This window comes from Rhizobium sp. 007 (assembly GCF_015353075.1).
GTDB lineage: Bacteria > Pseudomonadota > Alphaproteobacteria > Rhizobiales > Rhizobiaceae > Rhizobium.
Window position 1 is genome coordinate 1,761,084 of the sequence record NZ_CP064188.1, and the last position, 13,672, is coordinate 1,774,755.

Here is a 13,672-nt window from a genome sequence, read left to right on the forward strand (position 1 = left end):
CGCGCTAAGCCTGCGTGATGGACGACAATGTCATCAAGTTTCGCAAGCCCAGGCCGCCCCGTCAGCGAGATCCCCGTCTTCGCAAGATTCTCATTGTACTTGTCGTGCTTGTTTTGTTTGCGGTCGCCTGGCTCTATTTCGCATTCGTGGGTGCCCCGGTGGCTTCTTGAGGCTGCCGCAAGCTTCGAAGGGGCACTGGCTGCGGTGATCTTCAGGGGGCAGGTTTGTCGACATGAGGCGATGAGCGGTCGGTTGCACCACCGGACTGCTTTAGCAACCTCCAAAGTCGTTCGGGGCGTAACAAGCAGCTTCAACGGCGGTGTGCGAGACAAATGCACCAGCAAAATCGCCTTGAAAGGTTCGACCTGAAAACCGTCGTGTTCGATTTCAGATTTGATCGCGCGATCGGGTGAACTCACGGATTTTGAGCGCCTCTTCGAGGACGATTCCATAAATGCTCGTTGTCGCAGCGATGAAGAGCTGATGTTTTGCACGACCACCGAAGCAAAGGTTCGACACAAGCTCCGGGACGAGGATCTTGCCCATCAGATGACCGTCTGGAGCGATGCAGTGCACCCCATCGGCTGCCGAAGACCACAGGTTACCTTCACCATCGATCCGAAAACCATCCGCGCATCCGGGATTGATGGCGCAAAACACCTCTCCGCCGGCAAGCCTGCCGTTGGACGCAACATCGAAGACCCGGATATGTCGCGGATCTGAGCTGAACATCCGCCCGGTATCGGCAACATAAAGGCGAGATTCGTCTGGACTAAAGGCCAGGCCGTTCGGGCAGGCAAAATCCGTCAGAACGGCTTCGATTTTTCCCGAGGGCTCCACCCGGTAGACGTGGCATGGCAGTTCTTGCTCGGCACGATAGCCCTCGTAGTCGGTCATGATCCCGTAGTGCGGATCGGAAAACCAGATCGAATTGTCCGATTTTACCACAACATCGTTAGGGGAGTTTAGCCGCCTGCCCTGGTAGCTGTCTGCAATTACAGTGACGGAACCGTCGAGTTCCGTCCGTGTCACCCGCCGCGTTCCATGCTCGCAGGTCACCAGTCTGCCCTGCTTGTCGCGCGTATTGCCATTGGCAAAGTTTGACGGCTCTCGGAATACCGATACCCCAGCGCCCGCGGACCAGCGAAGGATGCGATTATTCGGAATGTCCGAGAACAGTAGGCATCCCGCGTCACCGAACCAGACCGGGCCCTCGACCCAGTCAAAGCCGGTGGCGATCTGCTTGACCGGCGCATTGCCGAGCACATAGGTGCTAAACAGCGGATCAAGCACTTCGAAACATGGCATTGCGTTCTTCTCCCAGATTTACCGGGCCATTCTTATTCGGACAGCCGGACGCGAGTTGGGACTGGTGTCAATTGAAGGCAATCTGCGCCTTCATCGCCTGGCTCCTATCAGTTGCCAGTTCGAAGGCCGTCACAGCGTCTGATAGGGGAAGTGTGTGGGTAATCAGCGGCTTCACGTCGATCAGCCCCTTTTGCATCAGTCCGACACCGGTCGCAAACTCCTCGTGAAAGCGGAAGGAACCACGCAGGTCCAGCTCCTTGGCTGTAATCGCCATCATCGGGAGGTTCATGTCTCCACCAAGGCCAAGCTGAATAATCACGGCGCGCGGGCGAAGAGCAGCGATGCCGGCAACCAAGGCAGGCGCGGCACCGGAGCACTCGTAAAGGACGTCGAATGAGCCCTTTTGGGCTGCGTAAGGGGTCAGCGCATCCGGCTCGCCTCCCATATTGATGGTCCTGTCCGCGCCGACCTTGCGTGCCAGCGAGAGGGTGAAATCCGAGAGATCCGTTGCGACGATTTCGGCGGCGCCGGCACGGCGGGCTGCGAGGATCGACAGAAGGCCGATCGGCCCGCAGCCGGTCACCAGAACCCGTTTACCCAATATTTCTCCCGCCCGGCGAGTGGCGTGAAGAGTAACGGCCAGGGGTTCTGCGATCGCCGCTTCGCCTGGGGTAAGACCGTCCGCCGACACGCATTGAACGGCATCGGCGACGAGAACCTCTCGAAATGCTCCCTGGACATGCGGGAAAGGCATGGCACTGCCATAAAACCGCATATTGAGGCACTGATTGTGAAGCCCTTCCTGGCAATATAGGCAGGATCGGCACGGCCGGGACGGAGAAACAGCGACGAGCTGGCCCGATTTCAATCCCTCAACGCCCGAGCCGAGTGCTTCCACATACGCGGACACCTCGTGACCAAGGATCATCGGCTCCCGCAGCCTGACTGCGCCGAAGCCGCCGTGATTGTAATAGTGCAGATCGCTGCCGCAGATGCCACCGGTCGCAAGGCGCAGGCGCACTTCTCCGGGACCTGGCGCTTCGATCGGGCGCTCCTCGATACGCAGGTCTTTCGGACCGTGAATGACAATGGCTTTCATCGGCGCGCTCCTTAAAGAACCGGGGTCAGCAGGGGCTGACCGGAAAAATGCGCCATGAGATTGTCACGAACAAGCTGTCCCATGGCCTTGCGTGTTTCGATGGTTCCAGATGCGTGGTGTGGCTGCAAGAGCACATTGTCGAGGGCGAGAAACCGTGGATTGAGCTTCGGCTCACCTTCGAACACGTCAAGGGCGGCGGAGCCCAGCGCACCGCATTCGAGTGCATCAAGCAGGGCTTCTTCATCGATATTGGAAGCGCGGGAGATATTGACCAGCATCCCCTCCCCGCCGAGAGCCGCAATCACCTCGCGGCCGACGATGTGGCGGGTGGCGGCGGAAGCGGCCAAAGTGACGAACAGGAAATCCGAACGCGCCGCGAGCGCTACCGGATCGGCGACAAATTCCCAATTGGCGGCAAAATCTTTTGGCGCCACATCGGAATAAGCGATTTGCATATCGAAGCCCTGAAGGCGTTTGGCCACTTCATAGCCGATCCGGCCAAGGCCGAGTACGCCGGCGCGGCGGCCCCACACGCGACGCTTCAGCGGATAGAGCCCCTTTGCCGCCCAGCTTCCGTCCTTTACCCAGCTTTCCGCGCCAATCATGCCGCGCGACAGGCACAACATCATCGCCACGCCAAGATCCGCTACGTCGCTCGTCAGCACGTCCGGTGTGTTGGTGACGCGGATGCCACGTTCCCGGCAAGCAGCCAGATCGACGGCATCAAAACCAACCCCATAGACAGAGATCAGCTCAAGTGAAGGGCAGGCCCCGATCATGGCCCGGCTGGCCCCGAGTTCGCCTCGCGTAGCGATCGCCCGGACATTGGGACCGACAGCAGCAAGAAAGTCCGACTTGTCGGAGGCCTCGAAGTAGCGATGAACCGAAAATGCAGCATTCAGAGGCGCTTCGTCCCATTCCGGATAGGGCCCGACTTGAAGGATCTGGGGTTTGCTCATTTCGGTGTCTCCGTCCCTTGACAATTAATGTTATCGATAACATAAAGGTGAGCATTGCGAATGTCGAGACAAAAAATGAGGGAAGCCAATGGGGCAGGACTTGTTTGATTTGACGGGCCGCCGAGCCCTCGTCACGGGATCGTCGCAGGGGATCGGCCTTGCCCTTGCGCGCGGTCTTGCCAATGCCGGTGCCGAAATCGTGCTCAATGGCCGCGACGCCGCAAAACTTGCGGAAGCCGCGAGAGGTCTCGGCGGCAGCACGCATCAATTGGCATTCGACGCGACCGATCATGAGGCCGTTCGCGCAGCAGTGGATGGCTTCGAAGCAACGATCGGTGCGATCGACATCCTCGTAAACAATGCGGGAATGCAGCATCGCACGCCTCTCGAGGACTTTCCGGCGGACGCGTTCGAGCAGCTTATGCGGACCAATATCTCCACTGTTTTCAACGTTGGCCAAGCGGTCGCACGGCACATGATCAAACGCGGAGCGGGCAAGATCATCAATATCGCCAGCGTACAGACTGCATTGGCACGTCCCGGCATTGCACCCTACACGGCGACGAAGGGCGCCGTCGGTAATCTGACCAAGGGAATGGCGACCGACTGGGCCAAATACGGGCTGCAATGCAATGCCATTGCGCCCGGCTATTTCGATACGCCATTGAACGCCGCATTGGTTGCCGATTCCGCCTTTTCCGCCTGGCTGGAAAAGCGCACGCCGGCCGGCCGCTGGGGCAAGGTGGACGAACTGGTCGGCGCCTGCGTGTTCCTCGCCTCCAACGCATCCTCATTTGTGAACGGACATGTGCTTTATGTTGACGGTGGCATTACGGCCTCTCTTTGAGGTTCCGCAGCGAATGGTGCTGATGGGGGTTGCAGGGTGCGGCAAGTCCTCGGTCGGGGCCGCGCTCGCCGCACGACTGGGGGCGGCATATCTCGATGGCGACGACCTTCACCCGTCGGCGAACATCGACAAGATGAGCCGCGGCATGGCCTTGGACGATGAGGATCGCTGGCCATGGTTGACCCTCGTGGGCCAGACTCTGGCCAAGTCCGAAGGGCCGCAGATCGTCGGCTGTTCGGCGCTCAAGCGAGCCTACCGCGCTCACATCAAGCAAACTTCCGGAGAGACGATCACCTTCGTTCATCTTGCCGGTACGCCCGAGGTCATCAAGGCGCGAATGAATGCAAGAAAAGGTCATTTTATGCCGGCCGGCCTGCTGACGAGCCAGTTCGCAGCGCTCGAACCACCGGACGCGGACGAAAACGCGTTCAGCGTGGATATCGACCGGCCGCTCGGCGCGATCGTCGAAGCAATCGTCACGCAATTGGAAGGAATGAAAACATGACGAACAAGATTGCATTGATCGGCGCCGGCGCGATGGGCGGCGCCATCGGAACGCGGCTCGTCGAAACCGGGAATCATTTGACGGTCTTTGATCTCGACACGACCAAGATGCGCGACCTGGTCGACAAAGGCGCTCTACCGGCGGCAAGCGCGGCGGAAGCAGCCGCCGACTCGGACTATGTCATCCTCAGCCTCAACTCGGCGAAAATCGTCCGGCTCGCCGTCTTCGGCGAAGGCGGCGTTGCAGGCGGCGCCAGGCCCGGAACTGTCATCATAGACATGTCCTCGATCGACCCGGAGGCGACGAAGGCCCTGGCGTCCGACGCGGCGGAAAAGGGCCTGCGCTGGGTCGACAGTCCCCTGTCGGGCGGCGCGCCCAAGGCATTGGTCGGACAGCTTACGCTTATGGCCGGCGGCAAGGAACAAGATGTCGCTGATGCACATGAGGTGCTGCGGCACGTTGCCTCGAATTACACGCATATGGGGCCTTCCGGCGCCGGCCAGACCACGAAGCTGATCAACCAGGTTCTCTGCGGGCTCAATTTTCTGGCCGTGGCGGAAGCGACGCAATTGGCTCTCGACGCCGGCGTGGATGCGGCAAAGATCCCGCAGGCATTGAAAGGCGGCCGGGCCGACAGCGCAATCCTGCAAGAATACATGCCGCGCTTTGTCGTCAAAGATTACCGTCGCACCGGCCGGATCGACAACATGGTCAAGGATTTGAGCGGGGCGCAGGATCTCGCCCGCCGCACCAACACCGCCATGCCGCTGACGGCGCTGTGCGCCGAAATTCACCGCATGCTGACTGCCGCCGGTCTCGGCGGTGAGGACCAGGCCGCCCTTATGGAATTTTTCAAGGGACCCAACAAGGACATCGTACAATGATAACACGCTATGCCCTCTTCGAAGGAAAAGTGAAGGACGGTCAAACGGAGGCGTTTCGGGCCGCAGTGCTCAACGACATCCTGCCGAAATGGAAGGCCTTTCCCGGCGCCCTCGATGTCCGGGTAACCTTCGCCGATGCCCGCGATGAAGGAGCGCCGGAAATTCCCATGATCCTTGCGATCAACTATCCCGATCTCGCAACCGTCGAGGCCGCGCTTGCAAGTCCAGCCCGCACTGCGGCCAAGGCAGCGACGGAAGAGGTATTGGCGCGCTTTTTTGACGGGCGAATCCATCATCATGTGACCCAGGCGAACGAATTCCCGCTCTAAGCTCGACGCCGTGGCGGCTAGCTGCCCTCTTGGCTGTTCGACTACCGGCAAGGGGCAGATCCAAAGACCGAACCGTCGAGGCCCAAAGCATCGGCCTTCGGCTTCGCATTGAACGAGGCGAAATCACAACCTGCTTGCAAATTAAGCGTAAAGGCGGTTGTATCAATCTGGTAACGATAACATGGATGCAAATGCCCAATATTCGTAAACCACCAACCATGGCGGATGTCGCCCGCATGGCAGGCGTGTCGCCGATGACGGTGTCGCGCGCTTTCAAGCGCGACACCTCCGTCAGCCAAGAGACACGCGAGGCTGTCAGACGCGCAACCGAGGAACTGGGTTACGTCTTCGACAGCACGGCTTCCAATCTGCGATCACAGCGCACCGACTTCGTGGCCGTTACGATCCCCTCGATCAACAATGCCAATTTCGCCGATACGGTGCGGGCGCTGTCGGACGGCTTGTCGGATAAGGGCTTGCAGGTCCTGCTCGGCTACACGAACTACGACGTTCGTGAAGAAGAGCGGCTGATCGAGCAGCTCTTGCGGCGCAAGCCCGAAGCAATCGTGGTAACGGGCGGCAAGCATACATCGCGAGCCCGCAAACTCCTGTCGAATGCCGGCATCCCCGTCATTGAAACCTGGGATCTTCCGGAAGACCCGATTGGACACGTGGTCGGGTTTTCCAACGCATTGGCGGTGCGCGAGATGATCGATCACTTTGTCACCGTCGGCTATAGAAAGGTCGCCTTCATTGGTGGTGATGCTGATCGAGACACACGCGGCAGCGATCGGCGAGCCGGCTTCATAACCGCGATGGAGGATCACGGGTTGGACGCGACGCGCCTGATTGCCGCCGGGCCGCCGCCGATTTCAATGCGCGAGGGCGCGAACGCGATGGGCCGGTTGCTGGAGCATTTCCCAGATACCGAAGCGGTCATCTGCGTTTCTGATCTTTCGGCCTTCGGCGCCCTTACCGAATGTCAACGGCGCGGCATTGCGGTGCCGGACCAGATTGCCATCGGTGGCTTCGGCGACTACGAGATCGGCGCAATTTGCGTTCCCAGTCTGACAACGATCAATGCCTTTGCAGCCGAGATCGGAGCAAAAACGGCGCGGCTCATTCTCGACGTCCTGGACGGGTCGCTTTCGGACAGCGCGGGCGTGATAACGATCCGACCGGATTTGATTCTGCGTCAAACAAGCCGCTGAGGAAATAGCGGGCCGGAAGAAGATTGCTTGCCCACCCGCTGTCACGATTACTTAACGTCCGATTTCACAAACTGCCGCAACTCGGGCGTCTGTGGATTAACAAACAGCTCCTTGGATGCCCCCTGCTCCCAGATCGTGCCCTTGTGCATGAAGATCGTCTGCGTAGCCACCCGTCGCGCAAAACCCATCTCATGCGTGACGAGTATCATGGTCATTCCATCGCGGGCCAATTTCTCCATGACCGTCAGCACTTCCTCGGTCAGTTCCGGATCGAGCGCAGAGGTGACTTCGTCGAAGAGCATCACCTTCGGGCGCATTGCAAGGGAACGGGCAATCGCCACACGCTGCTGCTGGCCGCCAGAAAGCTGGTCCGGATAGGCATCGAATTTTTCCGACAGGCCCACGAGCTGGAGAACCTCGCGGGCGATCTCCCGTGTCTCCGCCTTTGCAACGTCTTTGACAATGCGGGGTGCCAGCATGATGTTCTCGCCCACGGTCAAATGTGGAAAGAGGTTGTAGCTTTGGAAGACGATGCCGACATCGGTGCGCAGGCTTCGCAGCGCCTTTGCGTCTCCTCCAAGCGCATGGCCGGCGATCTCGATGCGACCGGAGTTGATCTTTTCCAAACCGTTCATGCAGCGTAACAGCGTGCTCTTTCCAGAACCGGACCGGCCGATCAGTGCAAAGACCTCTCCGCGCCCGACGCTGAGCGATACGCCCTTGAGAACCTCGAGCGCACCGAAGCTCTTGTGAACATTTTCAACGATTACTTCCGGCATGAAGCCTCCTTTCCAGCCAACGCGACAGCTGGGACAATGGGTAGCAGACGACGAAATAAAGAGCGGCCACCGCGATGAAGACGCGGAATGGCTGGAAAGTCGTGTTATTGACAAGCTGCCCTGCGCGGGCGAGTTCGACGAAGCCGATGATCGATGTGATCGACGTATTCTTGACCACCTGCACCGCAAAGCCGACGGTTGGCGGCAGCGAAACACGGATTGCCTGCGGCAGGATGATGTAGCGGTATTGTTGAAGGCGGGTCATGGCAAGCGATTCCGACGCTTCCCATTGCTGCTTCGGCACCGCCTGGATGCAGCCGCGCCAGATTTCCGCGAGATAACCTGATGCGTAGATCGTCATCGATGCGCCGGCGGCAAAGAGCGGCGGCAGCTCAAGCCCGGCAAGGCTGAGGCCGTAATAGGACAAAAACAGGATCATCAGCACCGGAATGCCCTGGATAACCTGAATATAGGAACCTGCGGCAAAGCGCACGGCCTTGACGGGTGAGGTTCGGGCAAGCGCCACGGCAAAGCCGAGCAGACCTCCACCGACAAGGGCGATGACCGTCAGGAGAATGGTCCACTGCAATGCTTGCAGCAGGAAACCGAATTCATCGAAACCGAATGTTCTCAGCGTCATGCCGGCACCTCCGGCAGGGCCGTCATCGTGCGGCGGGCAACCCGCCTGCCAAAAAGCCACATGCCCATGAATGCCAGGGCTGCGCGCAGCGCCAGCGCCAGCGCGAGATAGATCAGCGTGACGACAATATAGACTTCGAAAGACCGGTAGGTCTGCGATTCGACGAAAGCGGCCGAGGCGGCAAGCTCATGGGTCGAAATTGCGGAGCAGATGCTGGAGGCCAGCATCATCAACACGAACTGGCTGCACAGCGCCGGATAAACCTTGGCGACCGCCGGCACCAGAATGACGTGGCGATAGATCTGGAAACGCGAGAAGCCAAGCGCCTCGCCCGCTTCGATCTGAGATTTGTGCACGGCCTCGATGCCGGCACGGATGATTTCCGTTGAATAGGCGGCAAGATTGATGGTCATGCCGATCAGCGCCGCTGTATCGGCGCCCACGCGAATACCAAGCCCAGGCAGGCCGAAATAGACGATGAAGAGCTGGACCAGAAAGGGCGTGTTGCGGATCACCTCGACGTAAGCATCGACAAGATACCGCACGGCACCGCCCTTTATGGAGCGCAAGGATGCAAGCATGACACCTGCTGCCGAACCGAGAACGATCGAAAGGATCGACAGCTTGATCGTCAGCCAGATACCGCTCAGGATTTCGCCCTGATACTGGGCCAGCACGCCGAATTGAAATGTGTAGGACATAAGCGAGCTCCGTCGAAGTTTCGCGGCCTGCCGGTGCCTCACCGGCAGGCTCTCACGCAAGCTCAATCAGAAGGACGGAAGGGTCGGCATCGGACGGCCTGTCCATTTCGTCGCGATCTTGTCGAGATCGCCGGAGATCTTCATCAGATAGATCGACGTATTCAGCCATTGACGCAGTTCGAAATCGTCGAGCTTCGTCGCCATCGAGTTGCCTTGCTGGAAGAAGGTGAAGCCGACCTGGAGGCCAGCGTCAGGACGCTGCTTGATGATCGCTTCTCCCACAGTCGACGGCAGTGCGACCGCGTCCGCCTGACCGGCAATCAGCGCCTGCGCACTGGTGGAGTCGTCTTCGAAAACCACGATCTCCATGCCGGGGACCGCCGCCTTGCGAAGAGCGGTTTCCTGTGACGAACCCCGATTGACCGCGACGCGCTTGCCCTGAAGATCGGCAAGGCTCGCAAACTTCTGGTCGGGACCGGATATGATATCCATGTTAAAGGCGCTGTAGGGCTGCGTAAACATGACGGTCTTGGCCCGCTCACCCGTCGGGGCCAGCGTCGCAACGAGGAAATCGACCTTGCCGGTCTGGAGCGCCGGAATGCGGGCCGGCGGCGTCAGTGGGACGAGTTCGACAGGCAGCGAGAGATATCCGGCAATCAAGTTGGCGACGTCAACGTCGTAGCCGGTCGGATTACCTTTTTCATCCACCATCCCCATCGGCGGCGCACCGGTCAGAACGCCGATCCGGACGGTGCCGCGTGATATGATGTCATTGAGCGTGACCGCCCCGGCTTCGGCGGTCATCGCCAAGGACGTGATGGCGAGTGCGGCTGCCATTACAACCGCGCGCATAGAGTTAAGAACATTCATGACATTCCTCCACCTTATTTGACTGAGCTCTTGCTCGTGCATGCGATCTCTGGAGCGACAGAAACCGCTCCATTGCTCGCCTCCTCTGGACTCCCTTGCACCGGGCATTGCATCTGAATCATGCAAGGGTTATCGTTAACCTCATTTTATGTTATCGATAACAATCGGACTGTCAAGCCAGTTTTTACTTTTCAAGGCGTGGGGACGAGGCAAGTGGCAAAGGATAAGACACGGATCGTCACGCTGCTTGATGTGGCGGCAAAGGCAGGCGTAAGCAGCATGACAGTCTCAAAGGTTATGCGAGGCGTCGGCAACATTTCCAAGGCGACGCAACAAAGGGTGAGATGTGCCGCAGACGAGCTTGGCTATCTGCCGAACAACCTTGCCGGATCATTGAGTTCGCGCAAGAGCCGGATGGTAGCAGTGATTATCCCCTCGATGAGCGACATTGTCTTTTCCGAAGTGCTGAGTGGGGTAAACGCCATCCTGCGCCCCAATGGACTTCATACCTTCATCGGAGAATCGCATTTCGATCCCGGCATCGAAGCAGACCTCGTGCGCGAGATGCTGTCCTTCCGCCCGGCAGGGCTTTTGCTAAACGGCGGCATGGCACGAAGCGCCGCTTGCGACAAATTGCTAGAAAGACGTACCTGCCCGGCCATTCAAATGTGGGATTGCGACAATGAAGATCTTGATTTCAGCGCAGGCCCTTCGCACATGGAGGCAGGGCAACTCGTTGCTGCGCATTTCCTGGAGCGCCGCCTCAGGCGCGTTGCCTATGTCGGCGCCGAATTGGAGAAGGATCTCTGCGCCCGCTGGCGCTACCTTGCCTTGCGGTCTACGCTTGCGAGCGCCAACATCGACGTGATCAGCATGGTTTGCGAAAATCGGCCGAGACAGGCCGAAACAGGACGCGCCCTTACGCAGGAATTGATCCGCGATCATCCCGAGATCCAGGCTATTCACTTTTTGAACGACGCGATGGCGCTTGGTGGCCTCTCCTATCTGCACGAAGCGGGAATTCCAGTTCCAGAGCAGGTGTCCGTGGTGGGATTTAACGGCACGTCCATCCCCAACACGGTCCGAACCAGACTTACGACCGTTGATGTACCTCGCGCCGAGATCGGCAAGACGGCGGCTCGGGCGCTCTTGAATATACTTGCACACGTGCACGTGAACAGATCGTGGCGGGCTGAGATCCAGCTCATCCAGGGCAACACGACGACGAAACGATAATCGGTCGCCCGTTCATCCTTCCGTCAATATCGCTTGCGACGCAACGTGCAAAAAAATGGCACCATTCGCGGTGCCCAGTTTCCGGGAGGGAGGCTGCTACAGCTTGCCCCAGAGCTTTTTATACTCGTCGCGGTAACCGTTTTCCGGATCGAACGAGTTCTTGGGGCCGCCATCGAATTCGACATTGTCGGCGGTGACGACATGGAGCGGGGAGAGATAGCCAGACCAGTGTTGGCCGGCAAAGGCGCGGTTCAACTCGTCGACAAGCTGCCAGCCCTGCAGGTTGAGGGGCTCGGCGACCGTAACTTTCTGGAACTGGCCGGCGCGGATGCGCTGGTAGGCCGATTCCGAGCCGTCACCGGCAGCGACATTGATTGGCGCGTCTGTACCACCCTTGCCGGCGGCTGCCAGCGACGGGCCCATGAAGTCGAAATAAAGATCGTTGATGGCGAGCGAATGAGTCCACTGGTCGCCGTATTTTTGCAGCAACGATGTCGTCAGTTGCGGCATGCGCTGGGAGGTTTCGGCAATGGGCGTATCGACATATTCAAGAACCTTGCCGCCGAGTTTTTCGATCTCCTTTTTCATCTTGTCGGCCTTGGCGATGGCGATCGCATAGGTCGAGTCGGTGAAAATCACGACGCCTGGCTTGCCCTTCGCATCTGCATAGGCCCAGTCCGCGGCCGACTTGGAAACTTCCATCGCGTCGGTGCTGACGTTGGCGAAAAGGCCGGTTTTTTCGTCAGGGCCGATGACCGGGCCTGCGTGCCAGGCGACGAGCGGAATTCCGGCAGCCTTTGCCTGCTCAAGAGCCGGCGCCTGCTCGACGGCATCGAAGCCGTTGATGACGATCCCGGCGGGCTTCAGCGCCATGGCCTGGCCGAACGCTGCCGTGCGGCCGCCGATCGAGCCCGCACCGTCGAGAACCTTGACCTGCCAACCGATGGCGGCTGCAGCCTCCTCGACGCCGGTGGTAACGCCCAAGATGCCGCCGTTCTTCAGGTCGCCGGCGAGCACGACGATCGTCTTTCCCTCCTGCGCCTTGGGTCCTGTCTTCGGTCCGTCCCAGGTGGTGACGCGGGTCGCATATTTTTCGACCACCGCCTTGGCGTCGGACATGGCATCTGCCAGTGCCGGTCCCGCGAGCATCAAGGCCAGTGCGGCGACGGAACTCTGGATAAGCGTTCTGCGTTTCATGGTTCTTCCTCCCTTTGAAGTTTGTGTGCCGACGGCGATCAGTTTTTCGGTGGGTTTGCAGATGCCGGATTGGTGGCTGCCGTTTTTCCAACTGCACCCCGTTTCCTCTGCGCATAACCGGCGATGCCGATGGCCACGAGCAGGGTGATGCCGTTGAAGAGTGGTTCGACGAAGAACGAGCCACCGAATTGCTGGATGCCGGAAATGCCGACGGCAAGAATGATGACACCGGTCATCGTGCCCCAGACATTGACGCGTCCAGGCTTGATGGTGGTTGAGCCGAGAAAGGCACCGACGAGCGCCGGCAGCAGGTACTCGAGGCCAACACTGGCCTGGCCGATGCGCAGCTTAGAGGCGAGCAGGACGCCTGCAAGCGCAGCAAGGGTGCCCGAGGAGACAAAAGCGGCGATGACAAAGCGGCGGACCGGAATGCCGTTCAGCGCTGCCGCTTTCGGATTGGCGCCGATCGCATAGATATAGCGGCCAATCGGCAGATATTCGAGAATAAGCCAGAGCGCAACGGCAAGCAGCAGCACATAAAAGCCGGTGATCGGCAGGCCGAATACCATGGTGCCGTTCAACGAGTAAAAACCCTCCGGCAAGACGCCAACGACCTGGCGCCCGCCGGTGTGCCAGAGTGCCAGCGCGTAGAGGACCGTGCCGGTGCCGAGCGTCGCAATGAACGAGTCGATGCGTGCGACCTCCACCAGAAGACCGTTGAGGAAGCCGGTGATAGCACCGAGCGCAAGCACGATGACGACTGCGACCGGCCAAGGCACGCCGAACACGGTTTGCAGGCTGATCGCAAGAATGTGCCAGAGCACGATGCCGTAGCCGACCGTAAGATCGATGCGGCCGCCAGCCATCGGGATCATGGCCGCCAGCGACAGGAGAGCGATGATCGCCTTGTCGGAGACGATCGAGCGAAGATTGAGAACCGTCGGAAAGGTCTGCGGCAGGAGAAGCGAAAACAGCACGATAAGCAGCAAAGTAAGGATGACCAGGCCGTAAACCGGCAGGAACCGCAGGAGCTTCTGCGTATAGCTGAGGCCCGCCAGTTCGGCTCGGGTCGGCTCAAGGGCGGTGGATTCGATCGACTGCATTATC

15 protein-coding genes are annotated in these 13,672 nt (G+C 59.5%); 6 read left to right on the forward strand and 9 right to left on the reverse strand.

Annotated elements, in window-relative coordinates:
- Positions 1–387: 387 nt before the first annotated feature.
- The 3 genes from ISN39_RS29365 to ISN39_RS29375 form a co-directional block, all read right to left on the reverse strand.
- Entirely contained in the window at positions 388–1,308 is a 921-nt protein-coding gene (locus tag ISN39_RS29365) for an SMP-30/gluconolactonase/LRE family protein (protein WP_194731484.1), read from the reverse strand.
- A gap of 67 nt (positions 1,309–1,375) precedes the next feature.
- Positions 1,376–2,407 carry an L-idonate 5-dehydrogenase gene (locus ISN39_RS29370; protein ID WP_194731485.1) on the reverse strand — a complete coding sequence of 344 codons (1,032 nt, stop codon included), beginning with the start codon at positions 2,405–2,407 and terminating at the stop codon, positions 1,376–1,378.
- Positions 2,408–2,418: 11 nt separating this feature from the next.
- Positions 2,419–3,366: a 2-hydroxyacid dehydrogenase gene (locus tag ISN39_RS29375; protein WP_194731486.1), complete on the reverse strand. Its 948-nt coding sequence runs from the start codon at positions 3,364–3,366 to the stop codon at positions 2,419–2,421.
- Positions 3,367–3,454: 88 nt separating this feature from the next.
- Between ISN39_RS29375 and ISN39_RS29380 the strand changes: the two genes are divergently transcribed.
- From ISN39_RS29380 to ISN39_RS29400, 5 genes are all read left to right on the forward strand, one after another.
- Positions 3,455–4,213 (forward strand): SDR family oxidoreductase, encoded by a 759-nt coding sequence (locus ISN39_RS29380; RefSeq protein ID WP_074071474.1) that lies wholly within the window; start codon positions 3,455–3,457, stop codon positions 4,211–4,213.
- A 13-nt stretch (positions 4,214–4,226) separates the two neighbouring features.
- Positions 4,227–4,718, forward strand: coding sequence for a gluconokinase (locus ISN39_RS29385; protein WP_194731487.1), 492 nt, complete (start codon positions 4,227–4,229; stop codon positions 4,716–4,718).
- Complete coding sequence (locus ISN39_RS29390) at positions 4,715–5,602, forward strand: NAD(P)-dependent oxidoreductase (protein ID WP_194731488.1); 888 nt, start codon at positions 4,715–4,717, stop codon at positions 5,600–5,602. The genes ISN39_RS29385 and ISN39_RS29390 overlap by 4 nt, the downstream gene beginning before the upstream one ends.
- Positions 5,599–5,931, forward strand: coding sequence for a hypothetical protein (locus tag ISN39_RS29395; protein ID WP_074071471.1), 333 nt, complete (start codon positions 5,599–5,601; stop codon positions 5,929–5,931). The genes ISN39_RS29390 and ISN39_RS29395 overlap by 4 nt, the downstream gene beginning before the upstream one ends.
- A gap of 191 nt (positions 5,932–6,122) precedes the next feature.
- Positions 6,123–7,142 (forward strand): LacI family DNA-binding transcriptional regulator, encoded by a 1,020-nt coding sequence (locus ISN39_RS29400; RefSeq protein ID WP_074073021.1) that lies wholly within the window; start codon positions 6,123–6,125, stop codon positions 7,140–7,142.
- A 47-nt stretch (positions 7,143–7,189) separates the two neighbouring features.
- Here the strand turns inward: ISN39_RS29400 and ISN39_RS29405 are convergent, their stop codons facing one another.
- The 4 genes from ISN39_RS29405 to ISN39_RS29420 form a co-directional block, all read right to left on the reverse strand.
- Entirely contained in the window at positions 7,190–7,921 is a 732-nt protein-coding gene (locus tag ISN39_RS29405) for an amino acid ABC transporter ATP-binding protein (protein ID WP_194731489.1), read from the reverse strand.
- On the reverse strand, positions 7,902–8,561 hold the full coding sequence (locus tag ISN39_RS29410) for an amino acid ABC transporter permease (protein WP_074071469.1): 660 nt from the start codon (positions 8,559–8,561) through the stop codon (positions 7,902–7,904). Before ISN39_RS29410 ends, ISN39_RS29405 begins: the two co-directional genes overlap by 20 nt.
- Entirely contained in the window at positions 8,558–9,262 is a 705-nt protein-coding gene (locus ISN39_RS29415; RefSeq protein WP_074071468.1) for an amino acid ABC transporter permease, read from the reverse strand. Before ISN39_RS29415 ends, ISN39_RS29410 begins: the two co-directional genes overlap by 4 nt.
- A gap of 66 nt (positions 9,263–9,328) precedes the next feature.
- Positions 9,329–10,132, reverse strand: coding sequence for a transporter substrate-binding domain-containing protein (locus ISN39_RS29420; protein ID WP_074071467.1), 804 nt, complete (start codon positions 10,130–10,132; stop codon positions 9,329–9,331).
- Between the two features lie 120 nt (positions 10,133–10,252).
- Between ISN39_RS29420 and ISN39_RS29425 the strand changes: the two genes are divergently transcribed.
- A complete protein-coding gene (locus tag ISN39_RS29425; protein WP_194731490.1) occupies positions 10,253–11,368 on the forward strand; it encodes a LacI family DNA-binding transcriptional regulator in 1,116 nt (371 codons plus the stop codon).
- Between the two features lie 96 nt (positions 11,369–11,464).
- On the opposite strand, the gene ISN39_RS29430 is transcribed toward ISN39_RS29425, so the two are convergent.
- Together ISN39_RS29430 and ISN39_RS29435 are read right to left on the reverse strand one after the other, a co-directional pair.
- Complete coding sequence (locus ISN39_RS29430) at positions 11,465–12,565, reverse strand: substrate-binding domain-containing protein (RefSeq protein ID WP_194731491.1); 1,101 nt, start codon at positions 12,563–12,565, stop codon at positions 11,465–11,467.
- A 38-nt stretch (positions 12,566–12,603) separates the two neighbouring features.
- Positions 12,604–13,668 (reverse strand): ABC transporter permease, encoded by a 1,065-nt coding sequence (locus ISN39_RS29435; protein WP_194731492.1) that lies wholly within the window; start codon positions 13,666–13,668, stop codon positions 12,604–12,606.
- Positions 13,669–13,672 lie beyond the last annotated feature (4 nt).

Excerpts from the sequence above, each read along its gene's own strand:
- ISN39_RS29405 (WP_194731489.1), bottom strand. The coding sequence starts at position 7,921 with ATGCCGGAAGTAATCGTTGAAAATGTTCACAAGAGCTTCGGTGCGCTC.
- ISN39_RS29365 (WP_194731484.1), bottom strand. The coding sequence starts at position 1,308 with ATGCCATGTTTCGAAGTGCTTGATCCGCTGTTTAGCACCTATGTGCTC.
- ISN39_RS29390 (WP_194731488.1), top strand. The coding sequence starts at position 4,715 with ATGACGAACAAGATTGCATTGATCGGCGCCGGCGCGATGGGCGGCGCC.
- ISN39_RS29370 (WP_194731485.1), bottom strand. The coding sequence starts at position 2,407 with ATGAAAGCCATTGTCATTCACGGTCCGAAAGACCTGCGTATCGAGGAG.
- ISN39_RS29385 (WP_194731487.1), top strand. The coding sequence starts at position 4,227 with ATGGTGCTGATGGGGGTTGCAGGGTGCGGCAAGTCCTCGGTCGGGGCC.
- ISN39_RS29435 (WP_194731492.1), bottom strand. The coding sequence starts at position 13,668 with ATGCAGTCGATCGAATCCACCGCCCTTGAGCCGACCCGAGCCGAACTG.
- ISN39_RS29425 (WP_194731490.1), top strand. The coding sequence starts at position 10,253 with ATGCAAGGGTTATCGTTAACCTCATTTTATGTTATCGATAACAATCGG.
- ISN39_RS29380 (WP_074071474.1), top strand. The coding sequence starts at position 3,455 with ATGGGGCAGGACTTGTTTGATTTGACGGGCCGCCGAGCCCTCGTCACG.
- ISN39_RS29400 (WP_074073021.1), top strand. The coding sequence starts at position 6,123 with ATGCCCAATATTCGTAAACCACCAACCATGGCGGATGTCGCCCGCATG.
- ISN39_RS29375 (WP_194731486.1), bottom strand. The coding sequence starts at position 3,366 with ATGAGCAAACCCCAGATCCTTCAAGTCGGGCCCTATCCGGAATGGGAC.
- ISN39_RS29410 (WP_074071469.1), bottom strand. The coding sequence starts at position 8,561 with ATGACGCTGAGAACATTCGGTTTCGATGAATTCGGTTTCCTGCTGCAA.
- ISN39_RS29395 (WP_074071471.1), top strand. The coding sequence starts at position 5,599 with ATGATAACACGCTATGCCCTCTTCGAAGGAAAAGTGAAGGACGGTCAA.
- ISN39_RS29420 (WP_074071467.1), bottom strand. The coding sequence starts at position 10,132 with ATGAATGTTCTTAACTCTATGCGCGCGGTTGTAATGGCAGCCGCACTC.
- ISN39_RS29415 (WP_074071468.1), bottom strand. The coding sequence starts at position 9,262 with ATGTCCTACACATTTCAATTCGGCGTGCTGGCCCAGTATCAGGGCGAA.
- ISN39_RS29430 (WP_194731491.1), bottom strand. The coding sequence starts at position 12,565 with ATGAAACGCAGAACGCTTATCCAGAGTTCCGTCGCCGCACTGGCCTTG.